Annotated in this window: 13 protein-coding genes and 1 pseudogene; 6 read left to right on the top strand and 8 right to left on the bottom strand. The window is 58.6% G+C overall.

Annotated elements, in window-relative coordinates:
- Positions 1-40: 40 nt before the first annotated feature.
- Genes fhuF through N5D61_RS14675 form a run of 3 tightly spaced genes read right to left on the bottom strand, consistent with a single transcriptional unit; the run spans position 41 to position 3119 of the window.
- Positions 41-781, bottom strand: a complete 741-nt coding sequence (gene fhuF / locus N5D61_RS14685; protein WP_279893405.1) for a siderophore-iron reductase FhuF — start codon at positions 779-781, stop codon at positions 41-43.
- A complete protein-coding gene (locus tag N5D61_RS14680; RefSeq protein ID WP_279893356.1) occupies positions 739-2379 on the bottom strand; it encodes an ATP-binding protein in 1641 nt (546 codons plus the stop codon). Before N5D61_RS14680 ends, fhuF begins: the two co-directional genes overlap by 43 nt.
- Positions 2376-3119 carry a response regulator gene (locus N5D61_RS14675; protein WP_177410978.1) on the bottom strand — a complete coding sequence of 248 codons (744 nt, stop codon included), beginning with the start codon at positions 3117-3119 and terminating at the stop codon, positions 2376-2378. Before N5D61_RS14675 ends, N5D61_RS14680 begins: the two co-directional genes overlap by 4 nt.
- 695 nt (positions 3120-3814) lie before the next feature.
- Between N5D61_RS14675 and N5D61_RS14670 the strand changes: the two genes are divergently transcribed.
- From N5D61_RS14670 to N5D61_RS14660, 3 genes and pseudogenes are all read left to right on the top strand, one after another.
- The gene (locus N5D61_RS14670) at positions 3815-6727 is read left to right on the top strand and encodes a ribonucleoside-diphosphate reductase subunit alpha (RefSeq protein ID WP_108235704.1); all 2913 of its coding nucleotides are present in this window, start codon (positions 3815-3817) and stop codon (positions 6725-6727) included.
- 282 nt (positions 6728-7009) lie between these two features.
- Positions 7010-8257 carry a ribonucleotide-diphosphate reductase subunit beta gene (locus N5D61_RS14665; RefSeq protein WP_279893355.1) on the top strand — a complete coding sequence of 416 codons (1248 nt, stop codon included), beginning with the start codon at positions 7010-7012 and terminating at the stop codon, positions 8255-8257.
- Between the two features lie 289 nt (positions 8258-8546).
- Positions 8547-9079: pseudogene (locus tag N5D61_RS14660) on the top strand (transposase).
- Positions 9080-9729: 650 nt separating this feature from the next.
- On the opposite strand, the gene N5D61_RS14655 reads toward N5D61_RS14660, so the two are convergent.
- The gene (locus tag N5D61_RS14655) at positions 9730-10077 is read right to left on the bottom strand and encodes a hypothetical protein (protein ID WP_279893354.1); all 348 of its coding nucleotides are present in this window, start codon (positions 10075-10077) and stop codon (positions 9730-9732) included.
- A 628-nt stretch (positions 10078-10705) separates the two neighbouring features.
- On the opposite strand from N5D61_RS14655, the gene N5D61_RS14650 reads away from it, so the two are divergent.
- From N5D61_RS14650 to N5D61_RS14640, 3 genes are all read left to right on the top strand, one after another.
- Positions 10706-11632, top strand: coding sequence for a restriction endonuclease (locus tag N5D61_RS14650; protein ID WP_108235709.1), 927 nt, complete (start codon positions 10706-10708; stop codon positions 11630-11632).
- A gap of 126 nt (positions 11633-11758) precedes the next feature.
- Positions 11759-11983 (top strand): hypothetical protein, encoded by a 225-nt coding sequence (locus tag N5D61_RS14645; RefSeq protein ID WP_279893353.1) that lies wholly within the window; start codon positions 11759-11761, stop codon positions 11981-11983.
- Positions 11984-12268: 285 nt separating this feature from the next.
- Positions 12269-12898 (top strand): polyribonucleotide nucleotidyltransferase, encoded by a 630-nt coding sequence (locus N5D61_RS14640; protein WP_279893352.1) that lies wholly within the window; start codon positions 12269-12271, stop codon positions 12896-12898.
- Positions 12899-12931: 33 nt separating this feature from the next.
- On the opposite strand, the gene N5D61_RS14635 is transcribed toward N5D61_RS14640, so the two are convergent.
- From N5D61_RS14635 to N5D61_RS14620, 4 genes are all read right to left on the bottom strand, one after another.
- Entirely contained in the window at positions 12932-13567 is a 636-nt protein-coding gene (locus N5D61_RS14635) for a LysE family translocator (RefSeq protein WP_279893351.1), read from the bottom strand.
- A gap of 191 nt (positions 13568-13758) precedes the next feature.
- Entirely contained in the window at positions 13759-14499 is a 741-nt protein-coding gene (locus N5D61_RS14630; RefSeq protein WP_279893350.1) for a hypothetical protein, read from the bottom strand.
- Between the two features lie 293 nt (positions 14500-14792).
- Entirely contained in the window at positions 14793-15041 is a 249-nt protein-coding gene (locus N5D61_RS14625; RefSeq protein ID WP_108235714.1) for a LuxR C-terminal-related transcriptional regulator, read from the bottom strand.
- Between the two features lie 519 nt (positions 15042-15560).
- Positions 15561-16880 carry an MFS transporter gene (locus tag N5D61_RS14620; protein ID WP_279893349.1) on the bottom strand — a complete coding sequence of 440 codons (1320 nt, stop codon included), beginning with the start codon at positions 16878-16880 and terminating at the stop codon, positions 15561-15563.
- Between the last annotated feature and the right edge of the window lie 49 nt (positions 16881-16929).

Genomic DNA, 16929 nt, shown 5'->3' with positions numbered 1-16929 from the left:
CCCGCGCCGCCGGGAGTGGTTCTGCGAGCCGAACGTTGGGTCAGTTGCCGCGCCCCAACGGGCAATGCTCGCAGCGCCCGACCCACTCGACCCGATGGCTCAGGCAACAGCTACGGCGCTGTCGGATCAACGCCCCGCGTGGGCTTTCCTTATAGTAAACGACGTTGAAGAGCGGGTTGCGTTGCCCATCTGGGCGCAGCCGGTCGCGTAGCAACCCGTAGCCGACCTCGCTGGCCTGGGGATGGCTCGCCGAGAGTTCCCGCAGGCAGGTTTCCAGATAGTCCCCCGCGCTGCTCCATAGCACGCCCGTTGCCACTTCGCCATAGACGCAAAGCCGTTCGATAACTCGCTGAAGATTCGAGAGCAACGGGGCGAGCCGTTCAAAAGGGTCCTGCGAATGCGATGCCCTGGAGACCGGAGCGTCGAACCACACGCCATCCAGCACCCCGTTCTCGTTCAGGACAAAACCCACCTGCTCCAACCCCAGCGGCCAGCCCATCCCCCCCACCAGACTGGCGACCACCACAGGCGGGATCAACTGCATGGCGTAATACTTGAACCACTGCGAAACCAGAACGGACCGCTGAGCAGGCATCAGTTCTGGGCCGTAAGTCTGCATCAGCAATCGGTCCAGGGTTTCATCGCACAGCAGCGTCGCGACCGGAACGACGGGCCGGGGATCTTCAGGGACCCAGGTGTTAGCGAATCCGGCCAATGGGCCTTCGAACAGGTGACGGCTCATGGGCGTCCCTGCTGGCGCGGCCAGGTGAGGCTGAAACAGGCCCCGCCCAGTCCCTCGCTTCGCCCGATCAACGCCCGCCCCCTGTGCCAATGAACAATGCGACGAACGATCGACAGACCCAGGCCATGCCCGCCCGAGGCGCGAGTGCGGCTGTCATCCAGGCGCATGAACGGTGTGAAGATCCGCTCCCAAGCGCCTTCCGGTACACCGGGGCCATCGTCCTCGATATCGATTCGGCAGCGACCTTCCCCGAGGTGAAACCCGATTCGCACCTCCGATTCGGCATGTCGCAGCGCATTGCTCAGCAGATTTTGCAACGCGCGATGCAGATACCGGGGCGCGGCTTCGACCCACGCCTGCCCGGCCGTCGAAGCCTCTTCGTCAGTGACCGAGCGCTTCCCACGGATAACGCGCACATCAGCACGCAATGGGGCCAACTCGGCAATGACTTGGTCGATCAATGCGTCCAGGTCGATGCGCCGGAAGTCCAGCGTCGGCGAACCCTGTTCCAGGCGCGCGTAAGTCAGCATCTCGTCCACCAGCTTATCCAGGTCCTGGATATCGTTGTCCATCCCCACCAAGTACTTGTGCCGCGCTTGCGGGGTACTGGCATCGTTGACCATCTCCAGCCCAAAGCGCAGCCGTGCCACGGGCGTGCGCAGCTCGTGGGAAACCGCCCGCACCAACTCACGCTGGATGGTCAGAGAGCGCTGCAAGTGCTCGGCCATGCCATTGAACGCCATGGCCAGGCGGCCCACCGAATCGGCGCCGGTGGCCGGAACCCGGGTGTGCAGGCTGCCTTGGGCAATTTGAGTCGCGGCCGCTTCCAGCCCGCGTAAGCGATGTTCCAGGCGGCGCACCAGCAGGTACACCACCACACCGATCAGGCCCAAGCCGAGAAGGGTGATCAACACCAGTAACTGGGGCGGGTAAGGATTGAACTGATACAAGGGACCGATCTCCAGCACCCATGGCGTTTTCCCAACACCGGACAGGACGCGGATTGAATCTCCGCCTTTACCCAAGGCCATTACCGTATCGCCCTCATCGATCCGCCGACGCTGATCGTCATCCACATCGGCCTGCTCCAGCTGGATCAGGTGCATGTCGAAACCAAAGCCTTTGTTCTGACGCAGCGCTTCCAGGCGAGTCGGCTGCTCGTCGAGCGGGAAGCGCACCAGTTCATCGAGCAACAGAAAAATCGTCGCGCGGGCCAGTTGTTCGCTGATTTGCTGCACGTCCCCGCTCAGCAACACCGCGCTCTCGGCTTTGCCCGGAGTGCCGGGCTCGACTTCACGAAAAACCCGCGCCGCATGGGGCCCCGTCTGTTCGACCACAACCTGTCCGCGACTCAGCCGGTGACGCGCGCCCCCTTCCAGATGAGCCTGCGCCACGGTCTGCAGGGCCAGCGGTATGCCCAGCAAGCGCTCCCATACCGCCAGCGCCCGAGTGCGCTCGATACTGTCCATCGCCCTCAGGTTGTCCGCCATCAAGGTGAACGTGCCCTGAGCGAGCTGTTCCCGGTACCGCTCCCCGCGCACCTGATTGGCGATATGCAATGTCAGAACGCCCAGCAGCGCGACCAGAATCAGCACACCCAACATGCCCCCATAAATCCGCAGGAATATGGCGTTCATGCGTCAACCTTGGTCTGCAACGGGTGCAGGTCAATGGCCGCTTCAGGCACGAACAGGTAGCCCTTGTTGCGTATCGTCTTGATGAGGCGAGGATGGAGCGGATCGTCACCGATTCTGGGACGGATCTTTGATATGCGCACATCGATGGAGCGGTCCTGCCCGTCGTACCCGACGCCGCGAAGCGCGGTGAAGATTTCTTCGCGCGACAAAATCCGCCCGGCGTTGGAGACCAGCAGCCAGAGCAGATCGAATTCGGCGCTGGTCAATTCGATGGGGCGCTCGCTGAGCCAGGCTTCGCGCAGCGCACTGTCGACCACCAGCGGACCGAACGCCAGACGGCGCGGGTCCTGAGTCGGGCCGCCAGCACTTTCGCTGCGCCGCAACAGCGCGTGAATCCGCGCCAACAGCACACGTGGGTGCACCGGTTTACAGACATAATCGTCAGCGCCCGTGTCCAGCCCCTGAATCTGGTCAGTGTCATCGGTGCGCGCAGTGAGCATCAGGATAGGGCCTTCGTATTGTGCGCGTACCTTGCGGCAGATACTCAGGCCATCTTCCCCCGGCAGCATCAGGTCAAGCATCACTAAGTCCGGCCGTTCCTCCAGTATCCGCCTTGCCGCACTTGCGCCGTCGCCTTCCAGGCTGACGTTCAGCCCATGACTTTCCAGGTAATCGCGGGTCAGTTCGGCCAAACGCAGATCGTCCTCGACGATCAACACGTGCCAGAGGGGTTGCTGCACAGTCCGATCTCCTGACTTCTTATTATGAGCACGGTGACGCGTCATCCAGCCGTGCGTTGGGGGATGCAAGGACAAGCCTTCCTGCGCCCGATTCTAACCGCTTACCCGTGTGAAGTTTTGTGAGCGCTTTCGCGGGCTCCAAAAAAACTGTGCGGTCTAAATCCCGAGGTAAAAACGGTGATCAGCGGCGTATCCCAGCAGCGACGCGGCTTACACCCAATTTCCCCAAATCCCACACACATTACACACAGATTTATCCACAGGACACACGTTGCAATCCTTCCCCAAAACGCATTATCTTGTACCCCGTCGCCGACCCAGCCCCTACATCTAGGGGTTGAGTAAAAAGGCCAAACACAAGTGGCCTTGGCATTTCAAGCTTTTTTCCAACGCCCTCAGGGCTGAGTCACGACCGGTTTTACCGCCTGACCGCCGCCATTCCGGATGGCTCGCGAAGGTTTCAGGTTTTACGCGTAACGGTACGAGTGTTGCACGACAGAACGAGCTTTCTGCATCGAATTCATCGGGGTGACAGGGCAACCTGCGCCCATTCGGACTTCAACGCCAGGGATGGTGCCTAGAGCTTCCCCAACCGCCTTGAAGTCTCGGACCGACGTTTGTCGGTCGTTTGCTTCAGGAAGGAACGGTGGGTACGTCACAGTGCCCAAATAAACATAGAGAACGTGGAGAGACCCATGCAAACAGACACAACTCGCGAGAATCCGCAGGCCATTGCGCCGCAGACAGGTGCGACCCAGCAGGACCTGTCCGCGACTGCCCCGGGTCAGCTGCGTGTGATCAAGCGTAACGGCACCGTCGTGCCCTATACCGATGACAAGATCACCGTCGCCATCACCAAGGCCTTCCTCGCAGTTGAAGGCGGCACAGCCGCTGCGTCGTCGCGTATCCACGACACCGTTGCCCGCCTGACCGAACAGGTCACTGCAACCTTCAAACGGCGCATGCCTTCGGGCGGCACCATCCACATCGAAGAGATCCAGGATCAGGTCGAACTGGCGCTGATGCGCGCTGGCGAGCAAAAAGTGGCTCGCGACTACGTGATCTACCGTAACGACCGCTCCAAAGAGCGTGCCGGTCGTGGCGGCGAGGCGCCGGTTCAGGCCCACCCTTCGATCCGCATCACGGCCAACGACGGCAGCCTTGCGCCGTTGGACATGGGCCGTCTGAACACCATCATCACCGAAGCCTGCGAAGGCCTGGCCGAAGTCGACGCCAAGCTGATCCAGACCGAAACCCTGAAGAACCTGTACGACGGCGTGGCGCTGAAAGACGTCAACACCGCATTGGTGATGACCGCGCGTACCCTCGTCGAGCGTGAGCCGAACTATTCGTTCGTCACCGCCCGCCTGCTGATGGACACCCTGCGTGCCGAAGGCCTGGGCTTCCTGAACGTCGCTGAAAGCGCCACCCACCACGAAATGGTCGACCTGTACGCCAAGGCGCTGCCTGCGTACGTCGCCAAAGGCATCGAATTCGAACTGCTGAACCCGGTTCTGGCCGAATTCGACCTGGAAAAACTGGGCAAGGCGATCAACCACGAGCGCGACCAGCAATTCACTTACCTGGGCCTGCAGACCCTGTACGACCGTTACTTCATCCACAAGGATGGCGTGCGTTTCGAACTGCCGCAGATCTTCTTCATGCGCGTGGCGATGGGCTTGGCCATCGAAGAAAAAGCCCGCGAAGACCGCGCCATCGAGTTCTACAACCTGTTGTCGTCCTTCGACTACATGGCCTCGACGCCGACCCTGTTCAACGCCGGCACCTTGCGCCCACAGCTGTCCAGCTGCTACCTGACCACCGTTCCGGACGACCTGTCAGGCATCTACCATGCCATCCACGACAACGCCATGCTGTCCAAATTCGCAGGCGGCCTGGGCAACGACTGGACCCCGGTTCGTGCGCTGGGCTCGTACATCAAGGGCACCAACGGCAAATCCCAGGGCGTCGTCCCGTTCCTGAAGGTGGTCAATGACACCGCCGTTGCGGTCAACCAGGGTGGCAAGCGCAAAGGCGCTGTCTGTGCCTATCTGGAAACCTGGCACATGGACATCGAAGAGTTCATCGAACTGCGCAAGAACACCGGTGATGATCGTCGTCGTACCCACGACATGAACACCGCCAACTGGATTCCTGACCTGTTCATGAAGCGTGTCTTCGACGACGGCAAATGGACCCTGTTCTCGCCTTCCGAAGTGCCGGACCTGCATGACCTGACCGGCAAGGCGTTCGAGGAGCGTTACGAGTACTACGAAGCACTGACCGAGTACCCAGGCAAGATCAAGCTGTTCAAGACCATTCAGGCCAAAGACCTGTGGCGCAAGATGCTGTCCATGCTGTTCGAAACCGGTCACCCATGGCTGACCTTCAAAGACCCGTGCAACCTGCGCTCGCCGCAGCAGCACGTCGGCGTGGTCCACAGCTCGAACCTGTGCACCGAGATCACCCTGAACACCAACAAGGATGAGATCGCGGTCTGCAACCTGGGGTCGATCAACCTCCCGAACCACATCGTCGACGGCAAGCTGGACACCGACAAGCTCAAACGCACTGTCGACGTGGCCGTGCGCATGCTCGACAACGTGATCGACATCAACTACTACTCCGTGCCGCAGGCGAAGAACTCCAACTTCCGTCATCGTCCGGTCGGCCTGGGCATCATGGGCTTCCAGGATGCGCTGTACCTGCAGCACATCCCTTACGGTTCCGATGCAGCTGTCGAGTTCGCCGACCGCTCCATGGAAGCCGTCAGCTACTACGCGATCCAGGCGTCTTGCGACCTGGCCGATGAGCGTGGCGCCTACGAGACGTTCCAGGGCTCGCTGTGGTCCAAGGGCATCCTGCCACTGGACTCGCAACAGATCCTGATCGAAGCCCGTGGCCAGAAGTACATTGATGTCGACCTGAATGAGACCCTGGACTGGGCACCGGTGCGCGCCCGCGTTCAGAAAGGCATTCGTAACTCGAACATCATGGCCATCGCGCCGACCGCGACCATCGCCAACATCACCGGCGTTTCGCAGTCGATCGAACCGACCTACCAGAACCTGTACGTGAAATCGAACCTCTCGGGCGAGTTCACCGTGATCAACCCGTACCTGGTTCGTGACCTGAAGGCGCGCGACCTGTGGGACTCGGTCATGATCAACGACCTCAAGTATTATGACGGTTCGGTTCAGCAGATCGAGCGCATTCCGCAAGAGCTCAAAGACCTCTACGCCACCGCGTTCGAAGTCGAAGCCCGCTGGATCGTCGACGCGGCAAGCCGTCGTCAGAAGTGGATCGACCAGGCTCAATCCCTGAACCTGTACATCGCTGGCGCATCGGGCAAGAAACTGGACGTCACCTACCGCATGGCTTGGTACCGTGGTCTGAAAACCACCTACTACCTCCGTGCCCTGGCCGCGACCAGCACCGAAAAATCGACCATCAACACTGGCAAGTTGAACGCCGTTTCCAGCGGCGGCCACGGGCCGGACGACTCCGCACTTGCGGCGCCACGTCCAACCGAGGCGGCCCCGGCCGGACCGGCGCCAGTGCCTAAGGCCTGTGCGATTGATGAGCCGGATTGCGAGGCTTGCCAATAAGCACGCTGGACGCCGCACGATTCTGAGCGGCGTCCGCGTTATTGCCGAGTTTTCTGGCCTCCTCACGTACAGACGTACGCTCTGGGTCCAAAAAACTCGGCGCCTAGCGGCCAATCGCTCAGACTCGCGCTCTTCATGCAGTGCCTGTCAGACAAAGCAAAATCAGGGGCACAGATCCCCAAGACTTCATGTTCTTTGCGTGCAACGCCTGATACGCAACCAACACTCAAGATCCATCAGGTCAGTCATGAGCACTGACCCTCACGCAGGAGACTCAACGTCATGCTGAGCTGGGACGAATTCGACAAAGAAGACGCCGCGGAACCCGTCAAAGGTGCCAACGCAGGCCACGCCGCCGAAGCGGCCATGGACAAACTCGACAGCGCCGGTGGTGCCGCAGCCCTGGAAGCACGCGCCGTCAGCGCCAACGACTCCGCCGCCGTCGCCCGCGCCAAAGCCGCGCTGGACAAACTCGACATCGCCGAAGGTCTGGCCGAACTCGAAGGCTCCGCCGCCCGCGTTGCCGTCGACGAAAAGCGCATGATCAACTGCCGCGCCGACCTCAACCAACTCGTACCGTTCAAGTACGACTGGGCCTGGCAAAAATACCTCGACGGCTGCGCAAACCACTGGATGCCGCAAGAAGTCAACATGACCGCCGACATCGCCCTCTGGAAAAACCCGGAAGGCCTGACCGACGACGAACGCCGCATCGTCATGCGCAACTTGGGCTTCTTCTCCACCGCCGACTCGCTGGTGGCCAACAACCTCGCGCTGGCCGTGTACCGCCTGATCACCAACCCAGAATGCCGCCAGTACATCCTGCGCCAGGCCTTCGAGGAAGCGATCCACACCCACGCCTACCAGTACTGCATCGAGTCGCTGGGCATGGACGAAGGCGAGATCTTCAACATGTACCACGAGATCCCGTCGGTCGCGAAAAAGGCCGCCTGGGGCCTCAAATACACCCGAGCCATCTCCGACCCGGAATTCAACACCGGCACCGTCGAGACGGATAAAGAGCTGCTGCGCAACCTGATCGCCTATTACTGCGTGCTGGAAGGCATCTTCTTCTACTGCGGCTTCACCCAGATCCTCTCCATGGGCCGCCGCAACAAAATGACCGGCGTCGCAGAACAGTTCCAATACATCCTGCGCGACGAATCCATGCACCTGAACTTCGGCATCGACGTGATCAACCAGATCAAGATCGAAAACCCACACCTGTGGGACGCTGAGCTGAAGGAAGAAGCCTCGCAAATGATCCTGCAAGGCACCCAGTTGGAGATCGAATACGCCCGCGACACCATGCCCCGCGGCGTATTGGGCATGAACGCGGCGATGATGGAGGACTACCTCAAATTCATCGCCAACCGTCGCCTGTCGCAGATTGGCTTGAAGGAAGAGTACCCAGGGACGACTAACCCGTTCCCGTGGATGAGCGAGATCATGGACTTAAAGAAAGAGAAGAACTTCTTTGAGACGCGAGTGATTGAGTATCAGACCGGTGGTGCGTTGAGCTGGGATTGATTTGATCTTGCTTCGACGGTTGGAAAAAAGGGGCTGCCAGCGATGGCGGCCCTTTTCGTTTGCGATGAAGGAGCGCACGCAGAGCGTCAGAAGCTGCATTCCCACGCGGAGCGTGGTAACGATCATTACTGACAGTCCACTGATCGTTCCCACGCTCCGCGTGGGAATGCAGCCATAGACGCTCCGCGTCGCCTCACCGAAGCACCTCGATACGCTAATTCGCTCCCTAACCTGCAAAACCTCAAATAGCCTCAACGCTCCGCGCCCAGCCTCACATTAAGGAAGAGCCATGGCCCGAAGCCGCTATGCCATCACCGAAGTCGAAAAGCCCCACTTTCTCACGTGCACCATCGTCGAATGGCTGCCCCTCTTCACCCGACCCACCCTCGTTGAAATCGTGCTGAACACGTGGCGGTATCAACAGGCTAACCAAGGCCTCAGGCTTTACGGCTACGTAGTCCTCGAAAACCACCTGCACTACCTCGCCCAATCCCCAGACCTCGCGAAATCAGTCGCCCGCTTCAAATCCTTCACAGCCCGACACATCATCGAACACCTCGAAACTACAAACGCTGAAAGCACGCTCAAACGACTGCGCTTCGCCAAATGCGCGCACAAGGTCAACCGTGTGTATCAGGTCTGGCAGGAAGGGACGCACGCGGAGTTGGTGTATAGCGAAAGCGTGATGAGGCAAAAGCTCGATTACATCCATCACAACCCTGTGAAGCGGGGTATGTCGATCTCGGGGAGCACTGGAGGTATTCGAGTGCCAGAGATTATCAGGGGCAGCCGGGGCTTATTGAGGTGCAGCGGTGGTACTAGTGGACGCAGAGCGTCAGAGGCTGCGTTCCCACGCGGAGCGTGGGGACGATCAGAGGATATTAGCGATCTGCCCCTGGACTTGGCGAGTTGAGTCTGGTGCTATCAATAGTAGCCTTTGTATTTATCGCAGTTGAAGTACAGCTCCAGCCCGATACACCACGCTGCGACAAAGCCCCAAATGAACATTTCTTCCATATGTGAGTCGAGCGAATAGGTCGATATGGAGCCCACCGCTATGAGAGCAGCTCCCGTCCATTTGCGCGGACGTCGGCGTATGAGTTTGCAGTTAAGAACGCAATAGGCGACGCTGAATAGGATTGTAATCAGAAGAAAAAGCATCAGGATTCACCTTCTGCTTTTCTAGAGCGATCACGACCAAATAACAGCGCGAGCCCCGATGAGGTAAGCGCGACAAGGACCGTGAACTGGGCCTCGCTATAGTCTGAGAGCTTGAACAGCGCAAACGCCCCAATGCATATAAACACCAACCCCACGCACTTTCTCACCATGCAAGGCTTGAGCTTGAATACGAGTAGCCAGTGAACCGTCATACAGACCCCGAAAAGCATAGGGGCAGTCATTCAATCGTCACTCCACCCTGAGCCTCGATCAGGAGGGACATTGCCGAGGATTGGGCCCGATACCGCCATTTATTTGAGCTGCAGCGCGATAATGATGTCTCCGGCGTGACGTCTACTCAATACAGAGCCAACGCTGAATCCAGAAGCAAAGCCCGCCGCATCCTTCAATCCTGACCCCGCCGGAAACGCCATACGGCCTAGAGCAGTAGCCGCAAGAGTCAAAGATGCATTACTGTCGTTGAATAAGTCCGCCTGCTTTCGCGTAAGCGGATCAGAGACCGAGATGATCATTTCACACGGCCGATCCTGAGCAAGCATGCGGTCGTAGAGCGAAACCAATGGGTCGCGAATGGCCTGGTTGATTTTGCCGACATCGGAAACATTGAGGGATCTCAGCTGGTGTCGGTTTTCCCGCAAGACCACCACCCGAGTCTTTGAAACCTCAGGTTAAAGCGACCGTAGTATTGGCTTCTTACCTGTTCCATCAGACATGCCCCTGCAATGGTGAGGCGCCGGATTCTGAGCCAATTCTTAGGGCCCAGTCATGTGGTTAAGGCAGAATTAGACAGCCCTTACCTTCTATCCAGACATGTCCTACGCAGAGACGTCTACGAGGCTGACAAGATGCGACGAGCAAGGCACAGATCCGCAACCCGAAGCGAAGCATGACACGACGTCGAACAGCTGGATGAAGCACGATGCTCTATCGAAGGACAGCATGAATAAGGGTGGAATAAGTCAGTGGCACCCAGAGCGTCAGGCACGTCAGGAAAATGGCTGCTCCTTAGTGTGTCGATGAACATTGCCACACGCTTCTACTATGGCATCATTGAGCCACTAAAGTATCTTTTCAGCGTACACTATGGCGCCTTTCTTGGACCGATTGAGCAACGGTCTCACAGACGCTTCGTTCTGGCCTGACAGGGATCAGTAATACGCCAAACAACTCGATCACGCAGCATTGTCGCGAGCAAGCGCGCCTCTTGCGGTGCCTAGGTGCTCGTACTTCAATTTTTTACGCCAGGATGATGAGCGGACCACGGATATGGCCAGGAAAAATTCAGGTTTAGAAGCGCTCATTTCTCTCGTCAGCAAGTTGCCTTGGTGGATCAGCGCCCTCCTCTCGATGCTATTCGCGGTCTGGCTGCATTCGATCGCCAGCGCTCCCCTGCCGGCGACGTTCGATCCCCGACATGCCGAAGTGGCCATCGCGACGTCTGCGTTTCGCGGCATGGCAACGTTCGGGCAATTTTTCGTGCCGTTGGTGTTTGCCTGTGGCGCTGTAGCTTCGCTCTGGAACGCGCACAAACGCCGAAAACTGCTGGACACCACAGCCGCTGCCAGCGGCAATGCGTTGCTGAGCCTCTCTTGGCGTGAGTTTGAGTTGTTGGTGGGCGAGGCGTTGCGGCGTCGGGGTTTCAAGGTGCAGGAGATCGGCGGACAAGGCCCGGACGGCGGCGTTGATCTGGTTGCTCGCAAGGACGGTGAGACCTATTTGGTGCAATGCAAGCATTGGCGTTCCGTTCAGGTGGGCGTGCCGGTGGTGCGTGAGTTATACGGTGCGATGGCGGCTGAAGGTGCTGTCGGCGGTTTTGTGGTGACGAGCGGGAAGTTCACCAAACAAGCGCAGGAATTTGCCTCGGGGCGCAATGTGCAGTTAGTGGATGGTGCCGAGCTAAAGCAGTGGATGGTGCAGACGAGAAAGCCCGAACCGCGCCCCACTGTTGAGGTAATCGCCGAGCGTGTGGAGCCTGTTGATGTAACGCCAAAGGCGAGCGAACCCGTCATCCGACCACCCGCGACTGAGTCGCCCACCCTTGTGAAAGCACCGGCCTGCCCGTTTTGCCGCAAAACGATGGTGATAAAGACCGCGCGTACCGGTGCCAATGCTGGCGGAAACTTCTGGGGTTGCACTGAGTTTCCGAAGTGTCGAGGCATTCGCCCGATCTTCGCCCCTATAAAGACCATTTAATTCCCTTTCATTTGCATAACATTTTCGCTAATCAATATTTAACGGGGTTTCATTTGATTCGAGACCATTGACTTTTTACAGTGGCCTCACCAAATCGAACTTGCTCTCGCAAGAAGGTTGATTCAAATGTTCAAGACCCTCAGCATTATCAGCGCACTGGCTGTTTCTTCTTTAATGGCATCGCCCATTGTTCTTGCGGAAGAGTCCCCCGCTTTCGCAGCGCGCAACGACGCGCTTCATGCAAACGTCGAGCGACGCGAGGAGGCTATGGCCGCACTCGCCAAAGGCCGGGACAACAGCCAGCAAGCATCCACCTCAACCCCTCAAGCGGAGAATGCAAACCACACTTGACCTGTATCAGGCCTCCAGCCTCTGTTGTTTCTGTCGTTGTTTCATCGTGGGGTTGCGTCTCTGCTCCTGATACAACCCTGCAAGCTCCCAACTTCAGCCGCTTCCCTAGCGGCTTTTTTTTGGCCTCCTAACAGGGTTCGCATACACGTCGGCGCAATGACACCAAGGGTTGGATGCGCCTGCACCCGATCTCGGGCAAGACCACCCTGGCTTTAACCTACCCCCAGCGTCCCCCCTTAAGGCAGAATGCTCACCCATTTCGGAAGTCGCATTTGAGAGGTAGGCATGCCCTCGTTCACGTTGAAATCGGCCTTGACTTGCACCGCCCTGGCGTTGGCACTGGGCGTCCTGGGGGCGCAGGCGGCTACCGATACCAAGCACCCTGTCAAATCGACCAAAAGCACTCACACCGCTAAAAAAACCACCCCCGCAAAACCCAGCGGGCAGAAAGTCTCGATGCTCGGCGGCAAGTTCGTGTTCTACCTGCCCAAAGACTATGTCAAAGGGCCCATGGAGGAGATTGACGACAAAGCCAAGGCGGCGGGCGTCATCGGCTCGCTGTACATGAACAGGCCCGCCAAGCGCGTGGTTATCATCACCGAAACGCCGTTGCCCGATGGCAAGACGGCGTCGTCGAACGATACGGAAACACTGGACACCATCATTGCTGAAACCCTTATCCAACAGCAGTCTAGCTACAAGGACTTCGCCAAACTTGGGGAAAAGAAGCTTGTCAGAAAACGCCTCGGCCTGCGTCAGTTGGATATTTCAGGCAGCGTCGACGGCGGCAAGGTCCTGAGCACGACCGTCGCCGCTGCATCAGGCACACGGACGGCAATGGTCAACGTCATCTCGCTGGCAAAAGACGCCAAGGCACACGGGGCGTTGGTCAAGGCGGTAACAGGAAGCAAGTGACGCCTGCTGCTTTTCAACGGTGGACGCAGCGCGCTATCTGCGCCCTTCCGCCGCCATGCGCACCGCAAACCCGAACAGTACGGTCCCCATGATCCAACGTTGAACATTGGCCCAGGTCGGCTTGGTGGTGAGAAATGCAGCGATGGACCCCGCAGCCAGCGCAACCATCGCATTGACAGTCAAGCTGACGCCAATCTGCGCGCTACCCAACACCAGAGATTGGCTGAGCACGCTGGTACCGTTCCCGACTGTGATGAACTGAGGCAGTAACGAGAGGTAGAGTACGGCAACCTTGGGGTTGAACAGATTGGTCAGCAGGCCCATCAGGAACAACTGACGGTTGCTGTCCTTCGGCAGGTCTCTGACCTGAAAGGGCGAACGACCACCCGGTCTGACGGCTTGCCAGGCCAGGTACAGCAGATACAGCGCCCCCGCTGCACGCAGTGTGTCGTAAGCATAGGGGACGGCCATCACCAAGCCGGTGATGCCGAACGCGGCACACAGCATGTAGAAGAGAAAGCCAATACCCACACCGCAAAGGGAGATCAAACCCGCCCTACGGCCTTGCGAAATAGAGCGCGAGATCACATAGATCATGTTCGGCCCAGGTGTCAGGACCATACCCAGCGAAATCAGGGAAAACGCGACCAGGTTAGAGAGTTCGGGCATTGGCGGTCCTACTCGGTATCGGCTGAAGTGGCTTACCCGGTGGCATTCCGGTACACAGATGCATTTCAGCCAAACGCCGCCCGCCCGTCCATAGACAGATTGCAGGTAAATCGACCACGACAGATGGGCAGCTCAGCCTCACGGTAAGGCGCTTGAACCGGCGGACAATGGGGCGCAGGGGGTCAGCACGCCTAGGGCACAGACGGCATTTTATGTGACTCCTGCCGAGGGGCCGCAGACGCCATGACCTGTTTCAGCAATTCCAAAGGCGACAGCTTTTCGAGCAATGTGGCGACGTCGTCCTCGAACATCCACTTGCCATTCACAGCCTCCTCGCGTTCCAGATGCGCCGCTTGGACCGCACGGTAGCCCACCGGAAAGATGCACTTTTCCAAAGGTGTCAAACGATCATAGTGCTCAAGCAGGCCGCGGAAGACGATACGCCGTTCCGATACGCCGCGCGTGGTCGCAATCAGCTTGATGAAAAACGCCGAATCATACTCGCGAATAGCCTCATAGGCGGTGTAGCGCTCCACCAACGTGTACCCCGAATCCGAGCCGAATGCGATGCAGCACAGTGCCTCTCTGGAAAACCCACCCAGGGGATTCGGGGTATCGACTCTGCGCTGGCTTTTGCCGAGAGCGAAAGCCAGCGCCCTTTCTGCGGCCTGCGCGCGCTCGGGACACTCGAGAGATTGCATGTCCTGAAGGCTCGGTGCTTGGCGCCCCATCCGTTCGATTTCTGTATCAAACGTGGCGAACAATCCTTGCGGCCCCATCCACCGTCGATGCAACTCGATGAGATTGGCGATGCCATACGACGCCTGCTCGTGCACCAGACTGTGAAAGCCCCCCGTGACCGGGTCTTCATCGACAGGGCAATGGGGCTCGGCGCTCAGACGGGGATCGTGGAGCGGTTTACCGGTTGTCATCGTGTCTTTCCTTGTAGTTGGTTGAATCCTGAATAACGGCGCAGCACCAGGCGACCGAGGCACGCCTCGATCAATGACAGCCGGTTACCGTCCGGCCATGCGAATAACTCGACGACCCTCTTTTTGACCGGTGAGCTGTGCCGCTGCCCGACAGCACCCGTACGGCCTTTAAGACCGCGTTTAAATGTCAGCAAAACATCCGGCAGGCATGTCGACTTATGCATACCCGTTTAAAAATATTTATAAGGTTTAAATAACCCCATTATGCGCAAAGTACTTTGCGAGACAATCCGTCAAATGTAGGGGTGTTCCAGTTTTTTCTTACGTGAGCCAGAAACGTGCAAGGCGATCAGCTGCGCGCGGTTCTTTACTTGGTTCTTCTTCAGTAATGCTGATACATGATCGCGAGCCGTGTAATCACTGATACCCAGTTGTTGGGCAATGTCCTTGTTGCTGTAGCCCAGCAGCACCAGTTTCAACACTTCAAACTCTCGCGGCGTGGTGCGCCCGGGACGCTTGCGCGTATGCTCTCGCTCTTGCATTGACGAGCCTCCATCGCTCCTGATGACCCTCCATGGTGTTAGGTGCCCGTCGGACCGAAAGGGTGTTGACGAGCACTTCTTTTCAGCGTTCAAACTCGCCGCTCACATTCTGATGTTCAGCCCGTCAGAACGCTGCAGCAGGTAATTATTCCTACACGTAAACAGAAAAACTTCTGCGCTGGAATCACCCCTTTTATTGCAGACACGAATACGCCACACCGCGAATAACGATTTACGCAACACATGCGCGTGAAGTGATGGGTTCGTGTTTGGGGCGACGACGATAAACGCAGTGAATGCTAATTACAATCACTCGTTACAATTGATTGGTAATGAATAGCGAAGCGAACTGGACCCATCCAACCCTGGCAAAAAGCGACCAACTCCCCTGAAACAGCGCAAGTCGCGCGGCACAAAAAAGGAAATGGCTGACGGCGTATCAAGGTGTGGCCTGACCGAATATTTTTGCGTTACCAAGGGCAGTCTCGCCCAGGGCGTCACTAAAGGACGCCCTGGCGATCAGTTCCCGCACCCGGCAGGCAATCCGTCGTCGACCTGCATCCGCTTACGCACACCGAAGAACATCGCGGTCAGTAGACCCACGGCGCCCATGATCGCGCAGTAAACTACGCAAACCCATGGGCTCCATGGCATCAAGGCGATCAACGCCAGCGGCGTGGTGCTGGCCCAGAGGGCATAGCTGACGTTATAGGTCAGCGAAATACCGGACACGCGGATGTCCGCAGGGAACAAGCCGACCATCACCGAGGGCACCACGCCGACAATGCCGCAGGCCAGCCCCGCCACTGCGTACGCCAGTCCGACCGGGAGCCACTGGATCACCAGGCTGGCGTACAGCAGGCCCACACCTAGCGGCAGTAGCACGCTATACAGTACGACGCCGCGCCAGGCCCCGATGCGGTCCACCAGCCGTCCCGCCATTACACACCCAATATTGAGGAATACGATGCCGACGCTGCTCAGGGCGAAGGTGTCACTGGGGCTCATGCCAAATCGTTGTTGCATCACCGTAGGGGTAATGACCACCAAGGTGACTACCGCTGATGTCAGCACGCAGGTCAGCAAGGCGGCCGGCAGCAGCGATTGACGGTGTCGGCGAAGCACGGCGCGCAACGGCAGTTCGATCGTCCCCTCCCGCTGGGCATGAAGGGCCATGAACACCGGCGTCTCGTTCAACCAGCGACGAAGCCATACGCCGACCACGCCAAAGACCCCGCCGAGGAGAAACGGAATGCGCCAGGCGTAATCGAGGATTTCCGCGTGGCTGAAGACCTTGGCCAACCAGGTCGCCGTCAAGGCGCCGATCAGATAGCCGAACGTCAAACCAGCCTGCAGCACGCCCAATGCGTAGCCACGATGGCCCTTTGGCGCATGCTCGGCGACGAAAACCCAAGCGCTTGGCACTTCGCCGCCGACCGCTGCGCCTTGCAGCACGCGCAGCCCCAGCAGCGCCAGCGGTGCCCAATACCCGATTTCAGCGTAAGTGGGCATCAGGCCGATCAGCAGGCACGGCAGGGCCATCATCATGATGCTCAGGCTGAACATCCTTTTGCGACCCAGCCTGTCGGCGAAATGCGCCATGAGGATGCCGCCCAGCGGACGCGCCAAGTAGCCGGTGACGAATATTCCGAAGCTTTGTAAAAGTCGCAGCCACTCGGGCATGTCCGGAGGAAAGAACAGTTGGCTCAGGGTCAGCGCAAAAAACACGAAAATGATGAAATCGTAGATTTCCAGCGCCCCGCCCAGTGCCGCCAGGCCGAGGGTCTTGTAATCCCCGCGGCCGATCGGTTGTGGACGCGGTCGAAGAATGGCTGTCATGGACGACCCCATTTGGCAGATGAAAAAAGCCGCCAGGTGCGGCAAAGGC

Origin of the sequence: Pseudomonas sp. GD03842, assembly GCF_029841165.1 — a bacterium.
GTDB lineage: Bacteria > Pseudomonadota > Gammaproteobacteria > Pseudomonadales > Pseudomonadaceae > Aquipseudomonas.
Note: the sequence above shows the minus strand (reverse complement) of the source record. Positions and strands in the feature narration are given on the sequence as shown.

Bases quoted from the DNA above. Each gene is read 5' to 3' on its own strand.
- N5D61_RS14680 (WP_279893356.1), bottom strand. From the start codon at position 2,379: ATGAACGCCATATTCCTGCGGATTTATGGGGGCATGTTGGGTGTGCTG.
- N5D61_RS14670 (WP_108235704.1), top strand. From the start codon at position 3,815: ATGCAAACAGACACAACTCGCGAGAATCCGCAGGCCATTGCGCCGCAG.
- N5D61_RS14665 (WP_279893355.1), top strand. From the start codon at position 7,010: ATGCTGAGCTGGGACGAATTCGACAAAGAAGACGCCGCGGAACCCGTC.
- N5D61_RS14650 (WP_108235709.1), top strand. From the start codon at position 10,706: ATGGCCAGGAAAAATTCAGGTTTAGAAGCGCTCATTTCTCTCGTCAGC.
- N5D61_RS14645 (WP_279893353.1), top strand. From the start codon at position 11,759: ATGTTCAAGACCCTCAGCATTATCAGCGCACTGGCTGTTTCTTCTTTA.
- N5D61_RS14640 (WP_279893352.1), top strand. From the start codon at position 12,269: ATGCCCTCGTTCACGTTGAAATCGGCCTTGACTTGCACCGCCCTGGCG.
- N5D61_RS14635 (WP_279893351.1), bottom strand. From the start codon at position 13,567: ATGCCCGAACTCTCTAACCTGGTCGCGTTTTCCCTGATTTCGCTGGGT.
- N5D61_RS14630 (WP_279893350.1), bottom strand. From the start codon at position 14,499: ATGACAACCGGTAAACCGCTCCACGATCCCCGTCTGAGCGCCGAGCCC.
- N5D61_RS14625 (WP_108235714.1), bottom strand. From the start codon at position 15,041: ATGCAAGAGCGAGAGCATACGCGCAAGCGTCCCGGGCGCACCACGCCG.
- N5D61_RS14620 (WP_279893349.1), bottom strand. From the start codon at position 16,880: ATGACAGCCATTCTTCGACCGCGTCCACAACCGATCGGCCGCGGGGAT.